The sequence below is a fragment of the Stieleria sp. JC731 genome (assembly GCF_020966635.1).
GTDB lineage: Bacteria > Planctomycetota > Planctomycetia > Pirellulales > Pirellulaceae > Stieleria.
Window position 1 is genome coordinate 566,926 of the sequence record NZ_JAJKFQ010000005.1, and the last position, 20,156, is coordinate 587,081.

Here is a 20,156-nt window from a genome sequence, read left to right on the forward strand (position 1 = left end):
TTGATGTCGTGATAGTTGGCAGGGATGTCACCAAAACGTGACTAGTCCACAAGGGCGACTCGTCCGACCTCTTCCAGGCTAGTGGTATGCTGTTCTGCCAGTCTCAATCCTTCCGATAGCAGACTTGAACCGGTCCGTGTACTTCGCAACGATTCCAAGTCGGCACCGTTGTTGATGATCGATCGGATAGTGGGAGTGATCTCAAACATTTCGTAGACACCGGTTCGGCCTCGGTAACCGGATTCAAAACATTCTGCACAGCCGCGGCTGCGGGCGAATCCATGACGCGTGTCGCCTTCGTAATGCAATTGGTTCAGTAGCGCGCTTGATGGGTAATAGTTCTCGCGGCAGTTGGGGCAGAGGTTTCGCATCAATCGCTGCGCGACAACACCAACCAAGCTGGCCGCGATCTTGAATTCCTCAACGCCCATATCGATAAGCCGAGTGATCGCGCTGGCGCTATCGTTGGTATGCAAAGTGCTCAGCACAAGGTGCCCGGTCAGGGCCGCTTGGATCGCGGTTTCGGCAGTTTCCCTATCCCGGATTTCCCCGACCATGATGATGTCGGGGTCTTGTCGCAGGATGCTTCGCAATGCCTTGGCAAAGGTCATTCCGGAATCTTTGGCGACCTGAACCTGGTTGATCAATTCAAGTTGGTATTCGACAGGGTCCTCGACTGTAACGACGTTGCGTTCGATCCCTTTGATTAGCTCAATTGCCGAGTACAACGTGGTGGTTTTGCCGCTGCCGGTGGGACCGGTGACGAGCACCAGCCCGTGTGGACGGGCAAGCATACGGCGAAGGCAGACGAGTGAATCGTGTGGGATTCCCAATCGGTTCAGATCAAACGTAACACGCCCTCGATCGAGCACCCGCATGACGACTTTTTCGCCAAGAACTGTGGGTAGCGTACTGACGCGAAGGTCGACATCGCGGCGACTGATGCGGACATGCAACCGACCGTCTTGGGGCTGACGGTGTTCCGCGATATCCAACCGCGCCATGACTTTGATGCGCGAAACGATTGCCGCGTGCATCTCTTTGCGAGGCTTCATGACCTCACGCAATGCACCATCAATTCGGAAGCGAATGCTGGTGAACTTTTGACCGGCTTCGACGTGGATGTCGCTCGCACCTTGGCGAACCGCTTGGATGATCGCGTAGTTGACCAGATTGATCACCGGACTTCCTTCGGCGAGCTGCTGCGTGCCGAGCAAATCCAAGTCGATCGCTTCGGATTCCAGCTCCAACTGCTCGACATCCAAGTCGGCCGTTACCGAATCGACCGCGAAGTCTTCTTCGTAGCATCGCGGAAGCAGACGTTCGATACCGCTTGCAAGCGTCAGCACTGGGCGGATGCGACATCCGCTAACGTCGGTCAACGCATCGATCGCGGATAGGTCTTGTGGATCCGCCATCGCGACAGTCAATTCGTCATGGACCCGCATCAGTGGCAGGACATGAAATCGATCGGCATAGTCACGCGGGATCAGCTGAATTGCAGCGGGATCGATCAGGCCTTCTCGTAGCTTGACGCCTTCGACACCAAGCTGATTTCCCATCACCGGGATCAAGTCGGCTTCGTCGACCAAGCCAAGTTCGGCGACGACTTCACCAAGTCGTTTAAACCGAGTGCGTTTGACTCGGCCAGGTGAGGCAGAATGATCCTGTGCCGCGATCGCTTTGAGGCGTTCTTCTTCACTCGCTTGGTGCGCAAGTGCGGTTTCAAGTTGATCTTCGCGCAGCAAGCCGGCTTCGATCAGGCGTTGCCCAAGTGGCTTATTGTCTTTGATGCTCGTCCAACCTTGTCGCGGCTGGGCGATGCGCACGCCGACGGGATCTGTTGATTTCAGAGGTTCAGCGACGGGATCGTATTGTTGTGAACTGATCATCGTGACATCGTCGGTTAGGCGAAGCTTCCCAAGGCGCTTGTCAGGTCGGGGAACGATTCGATTCGTGAGCCGACACCGGTGATGCGTAACACGTCGGCACACAACTCGCTGACGCCACTAAGTCGCAAGCATCCGCCACGATGGCAGCACCGTTCGCTCAGTTCGACCAGCCATTCCAAGCCAGATCCGTCGATCAACGCGGCTTCGCTAAGGTCAACAACGACCGCCGGTGTGTGGCCCACCATCGTTCCGCTGAACAGTTCATCCAGCGAAATGGTTGTTTCGCCGCGAAGGGGGCCTTCGCTGCGAACGACATAGACCGTTCCATGTTTCTCGATTTTGGACATCGGTTCGGTTCCCATGGCTAGATTCCGCTGCGAGATTGTCCGCCGATGGGCAAACGCATCGTGAACATCGACCCTTCACCGATAGTGCTTTGCAGCTCGATATCGCCACCATGCATTCGGACCACTTCACGGGTGAATGCCAAACCCAGCCCGTTGCCTCGCATGTGGCTATTTTCTGCGTTGGTTCCTCGATAGAACTTTTCGAAGACCTTTTCCTGCTCGTCCGGTTCGATTCCCAGTCCGTTGTCTTGGACATCGATGCGGATACATCCGTCTTGGACTTCGGCGCGGACGTGGATCTCGCCGTTCTCGGGTGTGTATTTGACGGCGTTTCCGATCAAATTCACCAGTGCGGCTTGCAGTTTGTCACGGTCGCCGAGGACGGTTGGCAGCTTGGGTGAAAGTTCGCAAAGTAGGCGTTGCCGTTTTTGTTCCGCCTGGGCACGCATTTGATCCGTCGCGTATTCCACCATCGGTAGTATTTCAAGCTCATGTCGATTGGAAACCATCGACCCGGCTTCCATCTGGCCAACGGTCAGCAGTTGATCAACGAGTCTGCCCAGTCGATGAGACTCCGACACGATGACGTTGCAGAACTCTTTTTGTCGCTCGATTTCCAGTTGCTCTTCGGCCGCGAGTGCTTCGGCGTAGGCTTGCAGGTTGTTCAGTGGGGTGCGCAGCTCATGTGTCGCTGTCATCAGGAACTGGTCGCGAGATTTCGTCGCCAGTTCTTGCTGAGTCACGTCGGATAGAATCCACGCCAAGCCTTCGCCGTCGCCGACACGTCCGTCGAGCCGGCTGCGTGAGATACGCAAGTGAACGCGTTCGCCACCAAGGATGACTTGATGTCGTTCGTGAATCATGCGGATGTTGCTAAGCAGTCGATTCCGTTTGGTATGGACCGAATCATCGCCCGCACGAAGATTCAAAAGATCGAGCAAGTCTCGGCCGCCGTGGTTGGCTTGATCGGACAAGCCGAAAAGGCCACAAGCCGGTGCACTGATAAAGAGCATCCGGCCATCCAAGTCGGTGATAACCCAAGCGGTCGGCAAGCCTCGCATCGCCCTTGCCAACGTGATCGCTTCCTGATCAAGCGTCGCGAGTGTGCGAGTTTCCGAGGGTTCGTGCGAGACTGTTGCTTCACGCAGTAGCTCGTTCCAAGCTTCGGTGATCGGGTCTTCGCCAATCAACGGACGCACCTGTCGCCATGTTTGAGGACGTCCGCCACTACGGCGCAATTCTGATTCGATGGTTCGAAGTGTTCGCACCGACCGAATCGAAAACAATCCACACAGTGAGCATACGGCAACGGTGGCGATCCACATGACCGATGAAAACGAGCGGTCGTCGGGGAATGTTCCCGAAGCGGCGCCACAAGCAAGCGCGCAGCACGCGGCGACAAAAAACAGGATGCCAATCCGTGTCGTGATCAGCGGCTGGGTACGGAACGACGTTGCTGCTGATACCGCTGCCGAAACCGCATTCGGATCCGATGAAGCTTCGAATCCGGTTGATGTGCGAATGGTGCTGACGTCTTGGTGGACTTCACCCATGGATGCTACCGGAGGGTGGAGGAGTCGAGCCGAAATAGCTGCTTGGAAAAGTCATCGACGTAGGGGAGTTCGATGACGAGGGTTGGATGGTCACGCCACGCGATTCGAGACTTCGGACGATCAATTCGCTCAGCTGCCTTGGACTGAATGGCTTGTGCAAAACGGCAACCAAATCAAACTCTTTGCGTAGCTGTTCGCTATCGATTTCAAAGCCTTTGGCCGTACAAAGGACCGCCGGCAAATCGCATAGCTCGGGCATCTTGCGGATCGCACGAAGCAGTTCGATGCCCTCGAGTCGAGGGACCTGATAGTCGGTGACCAGAAAACTGATATCGCCTTGGATCAATCGATCAAGTCCCGTTTGACCATCGGCAACCGCTTCAACCGCAAGCCCCGTTTTTGAAACGGTAAAGCTGAGCACTCGTCGAAAAACAGGATCGTCTTCGATGATTAAAACTATCGGTGGTTGCGTTGATGTGGTCATAGATCAGCCGGTGCAAAGTCGAAGCAGTGGGACAAGAGCTTTGCCTTTGGAGTCAATTGCACGATGGTGTTGAACCTCGTCAGCAACATGAACCCGAAAGCAACATTGCCATGACGCGAATCCTGCGGCGACAGGTATCGCCGCAGGGGCGATCGCGATTACCAGTCGCGTCCGATGTCGCTGCCGCCCGGATCAAGATTCAATTTCAAGCTTCCGTTGTGTGGCTTGTATGCCCAACCGTTCGTCGCATCGGGTGACGGAGCGACCGGTACGGCTGTCGTTGTTGTGTCGTAGTACACACCACTGAGTCCATTCACCGGGCCAACGGATGGGGACGGAAAAGGACCGTTCAACATCGTCGCCAACTCAGTGTCGAGTTCACCGTTGGCTGGATAAGCACCGTTTTGAGCGCGATACATTTCGATCGCGTTACGCAGAACGGCAAGCTGTTGGCGGGTGGTGTTGATTTCGGCTTGTTCGGCCGTTGTGAACATACGCGGAGCGGCGACCGCTGCGATGATTCCCAAGATCAAAATGACGATCACCATTTCGATCAATGTGAACGCGTTTCGTTTAAGTCGATTCATCAATCTGATGCCCTGAATGATTGACTGCTGTGGGGAAGGCTTGTTGCACGTTGAAAAGCCAGTTGCCGATCGAGCGGCGTTTTGTGATGCACCAAAAGCTAGGACGGAAAATTTCTTCGCAAGTTGTCCTTTGCGGAAATCAAGTTTTTTCGCCCACTCTGTAGTGGGTCATGACGGTTTGCGATCATGAGAACCGTTGCGACCGGTTCAGAATGGCGACTGGTCGACAGCCGTTGGAGAATCGAAACAGTCGCTGTTGCGTCTTTTCAACAGCCATGATGGGGGCGTTAACCTGCTTCAGTTTTTGTAGACGCGAGTTTTCGAACCGATGGGAGTCGCGTTTGAGTCCGTTAATTGCGAGGCGAAGCTGGTTCGAAACCGACCAACCGTTCCATCGAAGTGCGGGTCGTTGAGGCAGACCAGGAGAGAAGCGGTATCACTTTTGCGTAACTGAGAAGCGTTCACTGATCGTTTCCAACTACGCCGAGACCTTCCACCTTGAACCAGCAGACCCGCCCAATTTGGATCATCGTGTTTGCCATTTTGATGGCCTGCGTCGCCATTCGTGTCAAAGGCAGCGAGGTCATTGGCAGCGAAGTTGATGGTCGCAATGTTGTTGCCCAACGGATTGACCAGGTTGAATCGTCAGCCGAGGGACCAAGCATCTTGCCTGCACCAGACACGGCTGCGCTAGCAGAGCAAATGTCAAAGCCTGCTGATATGCGGAGGCACCAAGTTGCCGGCCGACTACAGATTGGCGACCGTGTTTACGAACTTCCCAGAGCACCTTCCGCAAGAACAGCTCCACGGAAAAGCGTAAAGGTTCGCGCAGCTTCGTTTCATGCAAACTTGGTCAATTGGGATGCTGATGCGGAGACTGATGGATGGATCGTTGAAGTTGCCTTGCTAGATGAGCAAGGCGACACAGTGCTTATGGGGAAGCAACATCCCGTTGAAATGCCTGGCGATATTACTGCGCGGTTTTCGCTGATGCCGGTACGGCCCGCGCTCGACTTTGACGGCTATGTTGATGCGGCCGATCAACCCTTCGTGTGGACTCGAACTCTACGGTTCAGCTCACCAGGGATCGCGCGAGTTCGGCTACCTTTGGAAGCCGTAGAACTGCAGGAGCTTGCCGGGTCAACGGTGGAACGGCGATTGGTCGCTAGGGGCGGGAAAATACGGGGCGGCGCTATCCTGGGCGGCAGTACATTACCTGCTGTTGGGCGGCTTACCATGCGAGTCATTGTCCCTTCGCAGGGTGCCTTCGATTCGGTCGCACAGGTGGACTTGAGGACTCCGTTCTTGGTTGACACTTCATGGCCATATCAGTAAGTTGAACTTTCACAGCACTGGTACACGCAGATGCCCGGTCCTGCCAAAAGGTCCGGGTTTCTTTTTTGTCACAAAGGATCAGATTTCCCAAGTCGCCGGTCGGTTGCACATGAGGTGCAGCTGATGCGCGAGCCCACGGAGGGCGGACGAGCGTTGCCGTGATCTGATTCCAATTTTCGCTCATCTCGTCATTCGTTGGTCAGGAACGTCAATAGAACTATGAACCCACAAGACATCCTGCGTTACGTCGACTCGCTGCACCGCGAGAAGAATATTGACACCGAACATGTCTTCGCAGCGATCGAAGCGGCGCTGCAAACGGCTGCTAAGCGGCAGTACGGCGAGGATGCCGATATCGTTGTTCGTCTCGACCGAGAAAATGGTCGCATCAACGCAAGCTTGGACGGCGAAGCGCTTGGCGACGACCAGATCGGTCGAATCGGGGCTCAGACCGCTAAGCAGGTCATCATTCAAAAGGTTCGTGAAGCCGAGCGCGATTCGCTGATGTCGGAATATCGCGAACAGATCGGCGAAATGGTTGCTGGGATCATCGGTCGTGCCGACGGTGGAGTCGCTACCGTTAACTTGGGCAATGTCGAAGCGATTTTGCCTCGTAGTGAACAGATCCCTCATGAAACATTGCATGCTGGTGAGCGTGTTCGCGCGGTTGTCTTCGAAGTCAAGTCGGCCGGAAACCGTGTCCGTGTCGTATTAAGCCGGACTCGGCCGCAGCTCGTTCAGCGTCTCTTTGAACAAGAAATTCCAGAGCTAAGTGAAGGCGTGATCGCGGTCAATTCAATCAGTCGTGAGCCGGGCTATCGAAGCAAGGTCGCCGTCAGCAGCGAAGATTCCCAAGTTGACCCGATCGCTGTCTGCGTCGGCTACCGCGGAAGCCGCATTAAAGCGGTGCGTGAAGAACTTGCCGGTGAACACATCGATGTGGTTCGCTACAGCACCGACCCTGAAGTCTTGATTCCGAACGCATTGCAACCGGCCGAAGTCGAGCAGGTTTTGTTGTGCGATATGATCGGCCGGGCAATCGTTTTGGTCCAAGAAGATCAACTGTCTTTGGCGATCGGTCGTCGCGGCCAAAATGTTCGCTTGGCCAGTAAGCTGTGCGGCTGGGACATCGAAATCATGACTGCCGGTGAGCTTGAAGAGCAAATCGAGCGAGCCGTTGCAGCGTTTAGTCAGCTCGATGGGATGACGGCGGAGATTTCACAGTCGCTCGTCGAACAGGGTTATTTGTCTTATGACGATCTCTCCGTGATCGAACCCGATCAATTCATGGAAATGAGTGGCCTCACCGAGGAGCAGGTGGAGCTGATTGTTGATATGGCCGAGCAAAAGGCTGAAGAAGCCGAAGTGGCCGCAGCCGAAGAACGGCAGGCTCGCCGGGACCAAGAGCGTGGCGGAAGTCAGCCAGCTCCGAAGTCCAGTGAGGATGTCGAAGCTTCCGAGGAACCAGCCGTCGAGGCTCAGGTCGACGCGGCTTTACAGGAAGCTCAGTTGGAAGATGGTGAAGCCGTTGCGGCCGATCACATTCCCGCTGAGGAGTCTGTGGAAGGGACCGAGCCTGCTGAAGAGCAAGAGGTGGGTGGCGCTGATGTCGAAAGCACCGAAGTTGAGCCGGCTATCGCAGAAGCGGTTGCCGACGAGACCGAAGATGCTGAGGCAGCCAAGCCACAACAGGAAAGTTAGTGGTCGATCTGGGGTGATCCTGAAACAGGTTCAGCTGGGTGGATGGGGTGCGTTCCCCGCATCATGGCTGATAGGGCGTTCAGGATCCGGCGATTTTAACAGCAAAAGTTCATCGAATTGCGTTTTTCGACGCAGAGATTGAAAAAGTCAGTTGAAATCGTGAAATGCCCCTAGGTCGGACCTCTTGCCGAACGCCGTTTTTCGCTATCCTTTGCGAATCTGGCGGGCCACGACGATTTGGATCGGCGTGGCTCGACTACTAAATCAAGAGACGACAAACCTTCCGGGCCTCATCCGGGACTGATCCAACGATCGGGACTCGATCGCGAACCGACGCCGCAACTTATTGCGGCCACTGGGATTCGCAATGCCGGCCGATGGAGGAGAGTTTTATGTGACTTAAAGAATACTAGGAACGCGAAATCGCTAGGCGAAAGATTGAAGGCGATCGGTTCCACCCAAATTTGACAGGATTTTCACCCCGTGGCAGCACGCATTTACGCGCTCGCAAAAGAATTAAATCTCGATAGTAAAGATCTGGTAGATCTCGTCAAAAAAGTTGGAATCACCGGCAAGGGCTCAGCATTGGCTAGTCTTACCGATGACGAGGTCCAACGCGTGCGCGAGCATTTAAGTGGGGCGAAGGCGTCCCCGAAGCCGGCAGCTCCTGTTGTGGCAGAAGAGCCGCAGCGAGCACCAGTCGCCGTTCGCCAGTCTGTTCGACCAGAACGCCGCCCAATGAATATCGATGGTGGGGGCGCTCGTCCCGGTGCACCATCTGGTAAATCGGTTGAGCCGGCGCGGCCTGAACGTACCGAATCGAAGTCTCGCCCAGAACCGAAACTGCGTGCTCCGGCACCACTTCCGCCGGTCGATGAGACGCCCAAGGCGTCCGAACCGGAACCCGCGCAGACGCCAGATGTGCGTTTGCCAGCTGGAAGCGTTCGGCCACAACGCAGTAGTGGAAGTGGTCTTGCCGGCCGGGTTTCGCGTACCAAACCCGGTTCGCCAAAGCGTGCCGCTGATCCACCGCCGAAGCAGGCACAAAGACCTCCTCGTGCTGACAAGCCAGCCCCAGAGCGTCAGGCTGGTGCACCGCAGCGTGGTCCAGCTCCATCGCAGCCACCGGCAAACAAGCCCGCTCAACCAGCGGCCCAGCAGCCATCGCCCCCGCGTCCGGCGGAGCGTGCGAAGATGCCGCTGGCAGTTCGCGGTGGCAAGCTAGGCGGCGGTGGTCGAGTCCGTTCTTTGGATCAACGTCCTGCCGCTGCAGGTGGTGGCGAAGAGCAAAAGGGCGGTGATAACAAGCCCAAACGCCGTGAGCCACGGATCGCGATCAATATGGCGTCGCTGCCAGACGCTCCAAAAGACGTCGCGCCAAAAACGAATGACAAGCTTAAGGCTCAAAAGCCTGACATCAAGCTGAGTCCTGATTTGATCGCCGGCCATAAGCAAGGCGTCAAAGCTCCATTGGACAAGCTCGCTGCCGAGTCTGCCGAAACCTCCAAGCGTGGTGGTGGAACTGCTGGCAATGCTGCCGGTGCGAAACGTGGTGGTCTTTCCGGTTTCACCGAGAAAGGCAAGCGTGGCCGTGGTGGCGCAGAAGAAGATGACGATAAACGTCGCAAGGGTTTGGCCGGAATGGCCAGGGCCCGCGCCGACCGTGGCGGTCGCCGAGGCGGACGTGGTTCTGAACTGTCACGCTACTCGCGCGAAGACGGCCGGTCACAGCGTCGGACATTGCAGCACCGCGGGACAAACACCGCAGCGCCTCGTAAAGAGCCAGTTCAGATCGAATTGCCTTGTACCGTTCGTAGCTTCTCCGAAGCGGCCAGTGTTCCTGTGGCCAAGGTCCTAAAGTCAATGATGACGATGGGGATCATGGCCAACATCAACGCCGAATTGGAATTCGAAACGGCTGAGGTCATCGCTGCCGAACTCGACCTCGAACTGCAGCTCAAGGAATCGGAAACGCTCGAAGACGAGTTGATTGCCGAGATCGAAAGCCAAGTCGATAGCCCCGATTCGTTGGTGGCACGTCCACCGATCGTGACGTTCTTGGGACACGTCGATCACGGTAAAACCAGCTTGCTGGACTACCTGATCGGCATCAATGTCGTCAGTGGTGAAGCCGGCGGGATTACCCAGCACATTCGTGCGTACACGGTCGAAAAAGACGGTCGTGGTGTAACCTTTGTCGATACGCCTGGTCACGAAGCATTTACCGAAATGCGTGCTCGTGGTGCCAACGTGACTGACATTGCGGTCTTGGTTGTCGCTGCAGACGACGGAATCATGCCGCAGACGGAAGAAGCGATTAGCCACGCCAAGGCGGCCGGGGTTCCTATCGTCGTTGCACTTAACAAGTGTGACTTGGAAGGCGTCGACCCGAACCGTGTTCTGACTCAATTGACCGAGCACGAACTGACACCTAGTGAATGGGGCGGCGATGTCGAAGTCGTTCGCACCAGTGCCATCACCGGTGAAGGGATGGATGAACTTCTCGAAGTTCTCCTGACCGTCGCCGAAATGAACGAGTACTCGGCCAACCCAGATCGTGACGCCCTTGGTGTCTGCTTGGAAGCAGAACAGCAAGGTGATCGCGGGGTCGTCGCAAAGATGGTCGTTCAGAACGGTACGATGCGTGTCGGTGACATTATCGTTTGCGGACCGACTTATGGTCGCGTTCGAGCGATGAACGATACGCTAACCGGACAGTCGATCAATGAGGCTGGACCGAGCACGCCGATCAGCGTGATGGGCTTGGAGTCGCCTCCAGGTGCAGGTGACCGTTTCCATGTGCTCGACGATATCGCCGACGCTCGTGAAATCGCCGCCACCCGTGCGGAAGCGTCCAGCCGTCAGTCGCTGTCAGGTTCGACGACCAAGGTTTCGTTTGAAAATTTCCAATCGATGCTTCAAGAAGGTCGTTTGGGACAGAACGAAGAAAAGGTCAAGTTGAACGTGATCATCCGAGCGGACGTGAAGGGTTCGTTGGAAGCGATCGACAAAGAACTGACCAAGTTCGAACACCCCGAAGTCGAAATCAAAGTGCTGCAGCGCAGCGTCGGTGGTATTACGCTTGCTGACGTCACGCTGGCGGATGCTTCCGATGCCGTCGTCCTCGGATTCAACGTGATTCCAGACGACCAAGCACGTAGCTTGGCTGACGAACGTAAAGTCGAAATTCGTCGGTACGAAGTCATCTATAAGTTGACCGACGATATCAAGGCGATGATCGAAGGCCGATTGAAGCCTGAAGAGAGAGTCGTCGACTTGGGACAAGCAGTCGTCAAGCAGGTCTTTTCGATCAGCCGAGTGGGAACCGTTGCGGGTTGCTACGTCACCGCCGGTGCGATCCACCGTGGCTGCCGAATTCGTGTTTACCGCGATAGCCGTCTGATCGGTGACTACGGTCTGGATTCACTTCGCCGGATCAAAGAAGACATCAAGGAAGTGCCACGTGGAATGGAGTGTGGTATCCGTCTTCAAGGTTTCAACGACATCAAACAGGACGATGTTCTGGAAGCCTACCGAATTGAAGAAGTCGCGCGGACGCTCGACTGATATTTGCCAAGGCCGGTGATTAATACATTCCGTCGTGATCGGTTCGGTCACGGCGGAGTGCTCGTTTAAGCCGACTCGCCTTTTCCCGTCCCTCCATTCATTTCCATCATTCTCCCCAGGCTGATAGTGACCAGTCGTCGACTGTTAAAAGCTGCCGAAGCGATCCGCGAAGTCGTCGCGTCGGCAATTCTTACTGAATTGCGTGATCCCCGAGTCAAAGACGTGACCGTGATCGGTGTGGAGGTCGCGCCCGACATGCGCGAGGCCACCGTTTCGGTCAGCGTCATGGGCGACGAAGCACAGAAGCAAAAATCGCTTTTGGGTCTGCAGAACTCCGCAGGCTTTTTGCAATCTAAAGTTGCACGTCGGATCGATACACGATTCACCCCGCGTTTGCAGTTCGAACTGAACCGCGGCATGGAAAACGCCATGGTGGTCGGCGAGTTGCTTGGCAAGATTCGCCGCGAACGTGAAGAAGCCGACGGTCATGACAATGATGACTTCGATGAAACGGATTCTGAAATCGATCCCTCGTCCGATTCGCACAGCACGGAATCGCCCTAGTCGATTCCGGACCGCAACATACATCAAGATTTTCAACACGACCAAGATTGCGGCGACCAACTGACGCCAAATCTAATTAAACACGCTACGACCCAAAACAATGGCCGCAAGTAACCGCGCGAAGCTGATTTCGAAGCTGCATAGCGAGCTGAAAAAACGCTATTCAGTGCCACCGTCGCAACCATCGCGACCCCTGCTGGAACACATCCTCTACGCAGCTTTGTTGCAAGACGCGCCGTACGAATTGGCGGACGAAGGGCTGGCCAAGTGCGAGCAAGAGTTCTTTGATTGGAACGAAGTCCGTGTCACGACGGTAACTGAACTGACACAAGTCTTGTCTGGAATGCCAGACCCACCGAAGACCGCGCGACGTCTGAAAGATGTCCTGCAAGCGGTCTTTGAAGAGTTCTACGCGTTCGATCTCGACCACCTCAAGAAAGAGAACTTGGGAAAGGCGGTTGCGAAGTTCGAGGCCATGACAGCGATGACTCCGTTCATCCTGAGCTATACCGTCCAGCATGGCCTCGGCGGTCACTCGATCCCAATCGACTATGCCGCGATGGTCATCATGCTGGCCACCGGTATCGCAAGCCAAGGGGAAGCATCCGCTGGCAAAGTTCCCGGCTTGGAACGAGCAGTTCCCAAAAGCAAAGCTGTTGAGTTCTCGGCGCTATTGCATGAAGCGGGCGTCGCGTTGATGTCGGATCCGAGCGACAAAACCGCCCGGGCGCTGTTGGACGCTGTGGAAAAGGGTTCGGCTGAACGATACGACGAATGGGAAGCGAGCAAGAAGGCTGCCATTCGACGTGTCAAACGACGCCGCAAAGCCGAGAAAGACGCTGAAGAATCCGCGGATGCCGAAGAGGCGAAACCCGCAAAAAAGTCCTCAAAGTCGGCTCCTGAATCGTCTACAAAGGCGAAGAAAGAGTCGGCTAAGAAAAAGGTCAGCGAAGCAGACGAAGACTCGGCTGAGAAGTCTTCCACCAAGAAGGCTACACCTAAGAAAGCGACGAAGAAGAAGGCCGCAGCAGCGACGGCTGATGATGAGCCAGAGTCCGACGAGGCGAAGTCAGCTAAGAAAAAGACCACGAAAAAAACTACCAAGAAGGCATCGAACCGCAAGCTTTCCAAGCGAAAGCCGCGATAGTTCAGACCACAGCTTTCTCGGTCCCCCTTCACATCATCTTGTTTGGTTAAGTCATGGCAGGTCATTCCAAGTGGGCGAACATCCAGCACCGCAAAGGACGTGTGGATGCGGCCCGCGGCAAGTTATGGAGTAAGTTGAGCAAAGCGATTATCAGCGCGGCTCAGTCTGGTGGCGGTGATCCTTCGTCGAACTTCAAATTGCGAAAGGCAATTGACGATGCCAAGGCCGTCAGTATGCCCAAGGACAATATCGAACGTGCGATCAAACGTGGCACGGGCGAGTCCGGTGAAGGCCGAGTCGAAGAAATCATCTACGAAGGTTACGGTCCAGGTGGTGTCGCAATCATGTGCGAAAGCCTGACCGACAATCGCAACCGTACTGCCCCAGAACTGCGTTTGCTGTTTTCAAAGATGGGCGGCGAGCTGGGCAAAACCGGTTGCGTGTCGTATCTGTTCGACCGTAAGGGCTTGTTCGTATTCGATGCCGAGAGCGTTGATGAGGATCAGGTCACCGAGATTGCTTTGGAAAATGGCGGTGAGGACGTCGAGACGACTGACGAAGGAAAGTTGCAAGTCACAACGGCTCCTGATGCCTATCAATCGCTGTCCGAAGCGTTTGAAGCTGCCGAATTGGAACCAGAGATCAAGGAGATCACGCTGATTCCACAAACGACCGTCGAAGTTGACGCCGAAACCGGCAAGAAGGCGATGCGGTTGTTGGAGCAATTGGACGATCATGACGACGTTCAGAATGTCAGTACGAATCTGAACATCACCGACGACATGATGTCGGAAGATTAAAACAACGGTCGGGTTGTGATGTGTTGAACCGAGCCGAAAACGCATTAGCGACGGTCAACTCTCGTCGCAAGGCTCCCGCCTTGCGACGCACTGAATTGCAGCCTCCGGCTGCCGACAACTGTGGCGATCATGTTGTGGTCTGGTAGGAAGAGCCCAGGGGATGGACTCATCGCTTCGTCCACTACCGCTTTGTGGAGAACCGCACACTGACGCGTCAGTGGCTGATGGGACAATCAGACTGAGCCGTGATCGCGCTAGCGACGGTTGAGTGATTTTCGAACTTCATTGGCGGGCAGAGCCCGCGAGGCATCGCGTGCGAGGCGGGAGCCTCGCACGAGCAATTCAACTCTCGTCGCAAGGCTCTTGTCTTGTGACGCAATGTTTTGCATCCTCCGGCTGCCGACAACTGCGGCGATCGTATATCCCTCAGCGGGAAAGAAGGCAGCAGCCCAGGGGATGGACTCATCGCTTCGTCCACTACCAGTTTGTAGAGACCCGCACGCTGGCGCGACAGTGGCTGATGGAACTTTCAACCTGACCGTGATCGCGCTAGCGACGGTTCTTGTGACCAAAACAAAACGCGGCCACAAAGTTTACCTTTGTGGCCGCGTCATTGATTGGATTCAATTTGGCTGATTGCGATCAGCTGCAACCCATGCTGGCACCACAGTTGTGGCACAAGTAACAGTTACCGTTTCGAACGGTGATGCTGCCGCAGTTATCGCAACTTGGGGCATCGATTTGGAACCGTGCAAACTGTTCTTGGCGGTTGTCTTCTTTCTTGGACGAACCGTTCGTTCCGTTCCCGTTGATGCTCGACAACAAGCTCGCCCGTTCGTTCTTTGCGATCGACGATTCGATTGGGGTAACTTCGGCGCCGTTGCCGGAATTGACCGAGTCTTGTGCCGGGGCGGGTGTGGTAGGCACCGCAACGTTGGCTGACATGCTGTCATCGTTGCTCATGAACGTTAGGCCGAGCCAGCGAGCGATGTAGTCGACAACACTTTTAGCGATACGGATATCTTTGTTGCTCGTGTGTCCCATCGGTTCGAACCGAGTATGGCTGAACTTGTTGACCAGGACTTCGAGTGGGACTCCGTACTGCAGTGCGATCGAAAGCGCGGTGCCGAAGCTGTCCATGATACCGCCGACGGTCGAACCTTCTTTGGCCATGGTGATGAAGACTTCACCAGGGCGTCCGTCGGGATATTGTCCGACGCAAAGGTAACCTTCGTGACCAGCGATCGTGAACTTGTGCGTGATGCTGGTTCGGGTATCCGGCAAGCGTTCACGGCGTGGCTTGTAAACGATCTTCTCAACCGTCTTGGTGACGACCTTGGTTTCGGTCTTGGTAACCTTGTCGTCAGACTTCGTGTTCAGCGGCTGCGACTGCTTGCTGCCATCGCGGTAGATTGCGATCGCTTTAAGTCCCAGTTCCCAGCCCCAGTAGTACGCGTCGGCGATGTCAGCCGGCGTCGTGTCGTTGGGCATGTTGACCGTTTTGCTGATCGCACCGGAAAGGAACGGCTGAGCGGCGGCCATCATGGTGATGTGTGCTTTCCACGAGATGCTGCGGATACCATTGGCAGGGGTGAATGCACAGTCAAACACGGGCAAGTGCTCGGCTTTCAATTCCGGGGCACCTTCGATGGTATCGTTAACATCGATGAATGCCAGGATCACTTCGATTTGCTCTGGGGTGTAACCCAGATTCTGCAGTGCCGGTGCAACCGTTTGGTTGACGATCTTCAGCATCCCGCCGCCGGCGAGTTGTTTGTACTTCACCAACGCGATATCTGGCTCGATTCCCGTGGTATCGCAGTCCATCATGAAGCTGATCGTTCCGGTCGGTGCCAGTACGGTCGCTTGGGCGTTGCGGAAACCGTAGCGTTCGCCGATATCCAGAACGTCGTCCCACAGCTTTTGTGCTGCTTCTTTCAGTTCGGCTGGGCCTTCGTCTTCGATGTCATTTGCCGCGTCGCGGTGCATTCGCATCACGTTCAGCATTGGCTTCTCGTTCTCTGAGTAATCATCGAACGGTCCGACCACACCAGCCATTTCCGCACTGGTGCGGTTGGCTTCACCATGCAGCAGAGCGGTCAACGAACCACAAAGGCCGCGAGCAGCCTTCGAGTCATAGGCCAAACCACGTGACATGATCAGCGAACCCAGGTTGCTGTAGCCCAGACCCAGCGGACGGAACCGGTGGCTGTTGCGAGCGATCGGCTCGGTGGGATAGCTCGCATGATCGACCAGGATTTCCTGAGCGATGAAGAACAGGCGTGCGGCAGCACGGAAACGCTTCACATCGAACGAACCGTCGCGGTTGGCAAACTTCATCAAGTTGATGGATGCCAAGTTGCAGGCGGTGTTGTCCAGGAACATGTATTCCGAGCAAGGGTTCGATGCGTTGATCGCGCCACTGTTCGGGCAGGTGTGCCACTTGTTGATTGTGGTGTCGTATTGAACGCCCGGGTCGCCACAGTGCCATGCGCACTCCGACATTTTGTTGAGCAATTCTTTCGCATCATAGGATGGTGGATCGCCGCCGACTTTGTCGGTAACCCAGCGAGTTTGCCAACGCTTGTTGTCGCGAACCGCTTCCATGTAGTCATCGGTGACGCGGACAGACAGGTTAGCGTTTTGGAAGCAGACGCTGCTGTAAGCTTCGCCATTGAAGTTGGAATCGTAGCCTTCACGAATCAACGCGTGGGCCTTCTTTTCTTCCGACCATTTGCACTCGATGAACTCGAGAATATCTGGGTGCCAGACTTTCAACGACTGCATCTTTGCGGCGCGACGGGTTTTACCACCGCTTTTGACAACTCCGGCGATGGAGTCGTAAACACGCATGAATGAAAGTGGGCCCGATGGAGTTCCGCCACCGGAGAGCTTTTCTTTGCTCGAACGGATGGTAGACAGGTCGGTGCCGGTTCCCGATCCGAATTTGAACAGCATCGCTTCGGCACACGCAAGACGCATGATGTCTTCCATGTTGTCTTCAACCGCTTGGATGAAGCACGCGCTGCCTTGGGGGAATTCGTAAGGGTTGTCGGGTTGGAAGGTTTCGCCTTCGGTTCGGTCCCACGCCCAGTTGCACTTCGCGCCCGTCACACCGTATTGGTGATGCAAACCGACGTTGAACCAAACGGGACTGTTGAATGCACCGTGTTGGTGCAGGCACAACCAGGTCAGGTCGCGATAGAAATTCTCGCCATCTTCGGGCGATTCGAAATAGCCATCAGCCAATCCCCAGTCGGCGATCGTCCGTGTGACACGGTGAACCAACTGACGAACCGATCGTTCGCGTTCTTCGGTGTTCTTGGGGTCGCCATAGAAATATTTGCTGACAACAACATTGGTAGCCAGTTGCGACCAAGTTGTCGGCACTTCGCAATTGTTCTGCTCGAACAACGCTTTGCCGGTTTCGTCTTTGATCGCGGCGCTGCGGATTTCCCACTGCGCAGTATCAAAAGGTGTTTTTCCGTCGGCTGGGCAGAACGTGGGTTCGACTTTCAAACCGGGGCGGTCGCCGCGCAAGGTCTTGCCAAAGATCTCACTAGCGTATTGGACGCCGTGTTGATTGTTAACCTTTTCCAGGGCTGCATCGCCCCCACTCGCCGCACGTGAACTTTCGGGAAGAACAGTAGCCATCGTTTGATCAAACTCCGTGAGTCGTCCGTGGAACCAAACAAGGAGAACGTTTCGGAACTACGCTGGCGCAAAAGAGAGTTGCGGGATCCAACGACACGAAACGTCAGTTTGGTCCGTCCTAAAAATGAGGGGAAACAACAAGACAATCTGTCACGTCTGCCCACCTAGAACGCCGTCGTGAAAGCGGCATAAGAACCCCCTAAAGGATCCTTCCCTTTTTCGCGAACCTTCCAAGTTGGCCAATCGCTAAAACCATGAATACCAGAAATGATGTCACTACCGGTAGGGATGTTTTGGTCGATTGCCACTATATGTGGGCGACGCGAGGAATCTTAGGCATTGCCTGCCGACTGTCAAACTAAAAGTTTCGGCGATCCTAAGTCCATCGATAGCAACGGGTTACGATATTGCTATCAAAGCAAGAAGAGGTGGGTGCGGTTGTGGGAAATTGACGTAAACCGTTTTCTCGTGAAGGGTTAGTGAAGTTTCTTGAGTTGCACGTGGGCAACTGTGGGAAAAATGTCAGCGAGGAAAACTTTTTCGAGGGCCCAATTGCATTGAACGAGTAGGCAAGATGGGATGGCTGGGGTGTTTGCCGGTTTGGTTCGCCTCAGGAAGTCTGATTTGGAGTGCTATTTGATTGCGCGACCTACTGCACAATGCTGATGCATCAAGATAGCAAAGCACCGCTTTTTCACCCCTCCGGAGGCACTTGTCCTGTGGATACAAATCCCGTTCCAAACTTGGGGCTAATTCGAACCGAATTGGCAAATGAGCGAACAATTTTGGCTTACCTGCGAACCGCGATCATGTTGGTCGGTACCGGGATCTCGCTGGTGAAGTTTCTGCAGGTCACCCCTGACTTAATTGCCTTGGGTTGGGGGCTGATTGTCGGAGGGGCCTTGGTAGGATTGGTCGGGGCTGTTCGCTATTTTCGGCTTCGGGCACGCCTGAACCTGGTTAGAACCGAAGGTCAGCCCAAAGTTGACGGCGAAGACAGCTAGGTTGGCGCCGTTTGTCTATTGCTCCCCATTTGAATAGTTCTGCATCGAACGAATAATCTTGAGTGATTCTTGGGGGATGTGCTGCCCCGTGGTGTTGAATTCATCGCGACAGCCTGCAGAATCGCAACCTCGCGACGCTTTCTGGAGATCGCTCGCTGCTGTCTCGATAACAGCCATGCAACCAATGAAAGGAATCGTCAGGCGTTATAATTGAGTCGGACGAGCAAACCAGCTCGTGAAATGCCAAGACATCCGACTAAGTCGCCGATTCGGTGACCCGTTTTCGTGGCACCGTCCGGCACATCGTTACATCTTTGGAACAGAACATCATGGCTTCGGCGCAATCGGCTGACGACATCGTGGCTGACAAGTTTCTTGAAGTCCGCGCCAAACTATTGGAGATCGCGGCAACACTCGATCGCATCGATCGGGCGGCCGAGAATGCACCTCTGTCTACGGCATCGATTGCTCGCCGTGAATCCATTCAAGAGGGGATCGAGATAATCGCGTCCAGCGGCGACGACCGCGCGGCGAGATTGCAGATGCTTTATTCGCGGGATTACGAACCGCAGTGGCGTGAAAAATTCGGCATGACTTCGTCTTAGATCTGCATCCGCGTCTCAGCCTCGATCTTCCACTTTCTATTACAGCCAACGAACGGCCATGGACTATATCGATCCGCACATCCACATGGTTTCCCGTACCACCGACGACTACGCCACGTTGGCGCGGATGGGGTGTGTAGCGATGAGCGAGCCGGCATTTTGGGCCGGTTACGATCGCGGCAGCGTCGACGGGTTTCGAGACTACTTTCGCCAACTGACAGAAACCGAGCCGGCTCGTGCCGCACAATACGGCATCCAGCATTACACGTGGTTGTGCATCAACGCCAAAGAGGCGGAGAACGTCAGCTTGTCGCGAGAAGTGATCGCGATGATTCCGGAGTTCTTGGATTGTCCCAACGTGCTCGGAATCGGTGAAATCGGGCTGAACAAAAACACCAAGAACGAAGCGACGATTTTTGCCGAGCACGTCAACCTTGCCGTCGAGCATGGTGAAACGATTCTCATTCACACGCCCCACCTTGAAGACAAGTATCAGGGCACGCGGATGATTTTGGACATGCTTTGTGACGATCAGCGTGTGGACCCGGATCGTGTACTGGTAGACCACGTCGAAGAACACACAATTAAGGAGGTGCTTGATCGTGGCTTCTGGGCTGGGATGACGCTTTACCCGGTTACCAAGTGCACCCCGCAGCGGGCGGTCGACATGATCGAGATGACCGGCGGCGAACGGCTGCTCGCCAATTCGGCCGGGGATTGGGGGCCGAGCAAGCCAACCGCTGTCCCCGATTTGATCTTCGAAATGCGTCGCCGTGGTTTGGGCGAATCGCTGATCAAAAAAGTTGTCTACGACAATCCGCTAGAGTTCTTCGGAAAGAGCAAGCGGTTCAAGTTCACACCGCGGCAGTAGTCTTCCAACCGCTGCGGGCCTGACGTCATTCTTCGGACACGTCCC

15 protein-coding genes are annotated in these 20,156 nt (G+C 55.3%); 9 read left to right on the forward strand and 6 right to left on the reverse strand.

Translation table 11 applies throughout. The annotated features are described in order from the left end of the window. Positions 1 to 41: 41 nt before the first annotated feature. The 5 genes from LOC67_RS13165 to LOC67_RS13185 all read right to left on the reverse strand — a co-directional run bounded on the left by LOC67_RS13165 (position 42) and on the right by LOC67_RS13185 (position 4,863). Positions 42 to 1,892 carry a GspE/PulE family protein gene (locus LOC67_RS13165; RefSeq protein ID WP_230263071.1) on the reverse strand — a complete coding sequence of 617 codons (1,851 nt, stop codon included), beginning with the start codon at positions 1,890 to 1,892 and terminating at the stop codon, positions 42 to 44. A gap of 14 nt (positions 1,893 to 1,906) precedes the next feature. Next, positions 1,907 to 2,239 (reverse strand): STAS domain-containing protein, encoded by a 333-nt coding sequence (locus LOC67_RS13170; protein ID WP_230263072.1) that lies wholly within the window; start codon positions 2,237 to 2,239, stop codon positions 1,907 to 1,909. Positions 2,240 to 2,256: 17 nt separating this feature from the next. Beyond that, positions 2,257 to 3,792 (reverse strand): PAS domain-containing sensor histidine kinase, encoded by a 1,536-nt coding sequence (locus tag LOC67_RS13175; protein ID WP_230263073.1) that lies wholly within the window; start codon positions 3,790 to 3,792, stop codon positions 2,257 to 2,259. Beyond that, positions 3,785 to 4,276: a response regulator gene (locus LOC67_RS13180; protein WP_230263074.1), complete on the reverse strand. Its 492-nt coding sequence runs from the start codon at positions 4,274 to 4,276 to the stop codon at positions 3,785 to 3,787. Before LOC67_RS13180 ends, LOC67_RS13175 begins: the two co-directional genes overlap by 8 nt. Before the next feature lie 158 nt (positions 4,277 to 4,434). Continuing rightward, positions 4,435 to 4,863 carry a prepilin-type N-terminal cleavage/methylation domain-containing protein gene (locus LOC67_RS13185; protein WP_230263075.1) on the reverse strand — a complete coding sequence of 143 codons (429 nt, stop codon included), beginning with the start codon at positions 4,861 to 4,863 and terminating at the stop codon, positions 4,435 to 4,437. Between the two features lie 498 nt (positions 4,864 to 5,361). Here LOC67_RS13185 and LOC67_RS13190 point away from each other — a divergent pair, with 498 nt between their 5' ends. The 6 genes from LOC67_RS13190 (at position 5,362) to LOC67_RS13215 (ending at position 13,977) form a co-directional block, all read left to right on the forward strand. Next, positions 5,362 to 6,198, forward strand: a complete 837-nt coding sequence (locus LOC67_RS13190; protein ID WP_230263076.1) for a hypothetical protein — start codon at positions 5,362 to 5,364, stop codon at positions 6,196 to 6,198. Between the two features lie 219 nt (positions 6,199 to 6,417). Beyond that, entirely contained in the window at positions 6,418 to 7,899 is a 1,482-nt protein-coding gene (nusA, locus tag LOC67_RS13195) for a transcription termination factor NusA (protein WP_230263077.1), read from the forward strand. Positions 7,900 to 8,382: 483 nt separating this feature from the next. Continuing rightward, positions 8,383 to 11,466, forward strand: a complete 3,084-nt coding sequence (gene infB / locus LOC67_RS13200) for a translation initiation factor IF-2 (RefSeq protein ID WP_230263078.1) — start codon at positions 8,383 to 8,385, stop codon at positions 11,464 to 11,466. A gap of 126 nt (positions 11,467 to 11,592) precedes the next feature. After that, positions 11,593 to 12,030, forward strand: a complete 438-nt coding sequence (gene rbfA, locus LOC67_RS13205) for a 30S ribosome-binding factor RbfA (protein WP_230263079.1) — start codon at positions 11,593 to 11,595, stop codon at positions 12,028 to 12,030. Positions 12,031 to 12,130: 100 nt separating this feature from the next. After that, the gene (locus LOC67_RS13210; protein ID WP_230263080.1) at positions 12,131 to 13,177 is read left to right on the forward strand and encodes a hypothetical protein; all 1,047 of its coding nucleotides are present in this window, start codon (positions 12,131 to 12,133) and stop codon (positions 13,175 to 13,177) included. 53 nt (positions 13,178 to 13,230) lie between these two features. Beyond that, the gene (locus LOC67_RS13215; protein WP_230263081.1) at positions 13,231 to 13,977 is read left to right on the forward strand and encodes a YebC/PmpR family DNA-binding transcriptional regulator; all 747 of its coding nucleotides are present in this window, start codon (positions 13,231 to 13,233) and stop codon (positions 13,975 to 13,977) included. A 642-nt stretch (positions 13,978 to 14,619) separates the two neighbouring features. Here the strand turns inward: LOC67_RS13215 and LOC67_RS13220 are convergent. Beyond that, positions 14,620 to 17,631 (reverse strand): vitamin B12-dependent ribonucleotide reductase, encoded by a 3,012-nt coding sequence (locus tag LOC67_RS13220; RefSeq protein ID WP_230263082.1) that lies wholly within the window; start codon positions 17,629 to 17,631, stop codon positions 14,620 to 14,622. A 665-nt stretch (positions 17,632 to 18,296) separates the two neighbouring features. Between LOC67_RS13220 and LOC67_RS13225 the strand changes: the two genes are divergently transcribed. The 3 genes from LOC67_RS13225 (at position 18,297) to LOC67_RS13235 (ending at position 20,111) form a co-directional block, all read left to right on the forward strand. Continuing rightward, the gene (locus LOC67_RS13225) at positions 18,297 to 18,635 is read left to right on the forward strand and encodes a DUF202 domain-containing protein (protein ID WP_230263083.1); all 339 of its coding nucleotides are present in this window, start codon (positions 18,297 to 18,299) and stop codon (positions 18,633 to 18,635) included. Positions 18,636 to 18,907: 272 nt separating this feature from the next. Then, complete coding sequence (locus LOC67_RS13230; RefSeq protein ID WP_230263084.1) at positions 18,908 to 19,240, forward strand: hypothetical protein; 333 nt, start codon at positions 18,908 to 18,910, stop codon at positions 19,238 to 19,240. A gap of 58 nt (positions 19,241 to 19,298) precedes the next feature. Continuing rightward, positions 19,299 to 20,111 (forward strand): TatD family hydrolase, encoded by an 813-nt coding sequence (locus LOC67_RS13235; protein WP_230263085.1) that lies wholly within the window; start codon positions 19,299 to 19,301, stop codon positions 20,109 to 20,111. Positions 20,112 to 20,156: the final 45 nt, after the last annotated feature.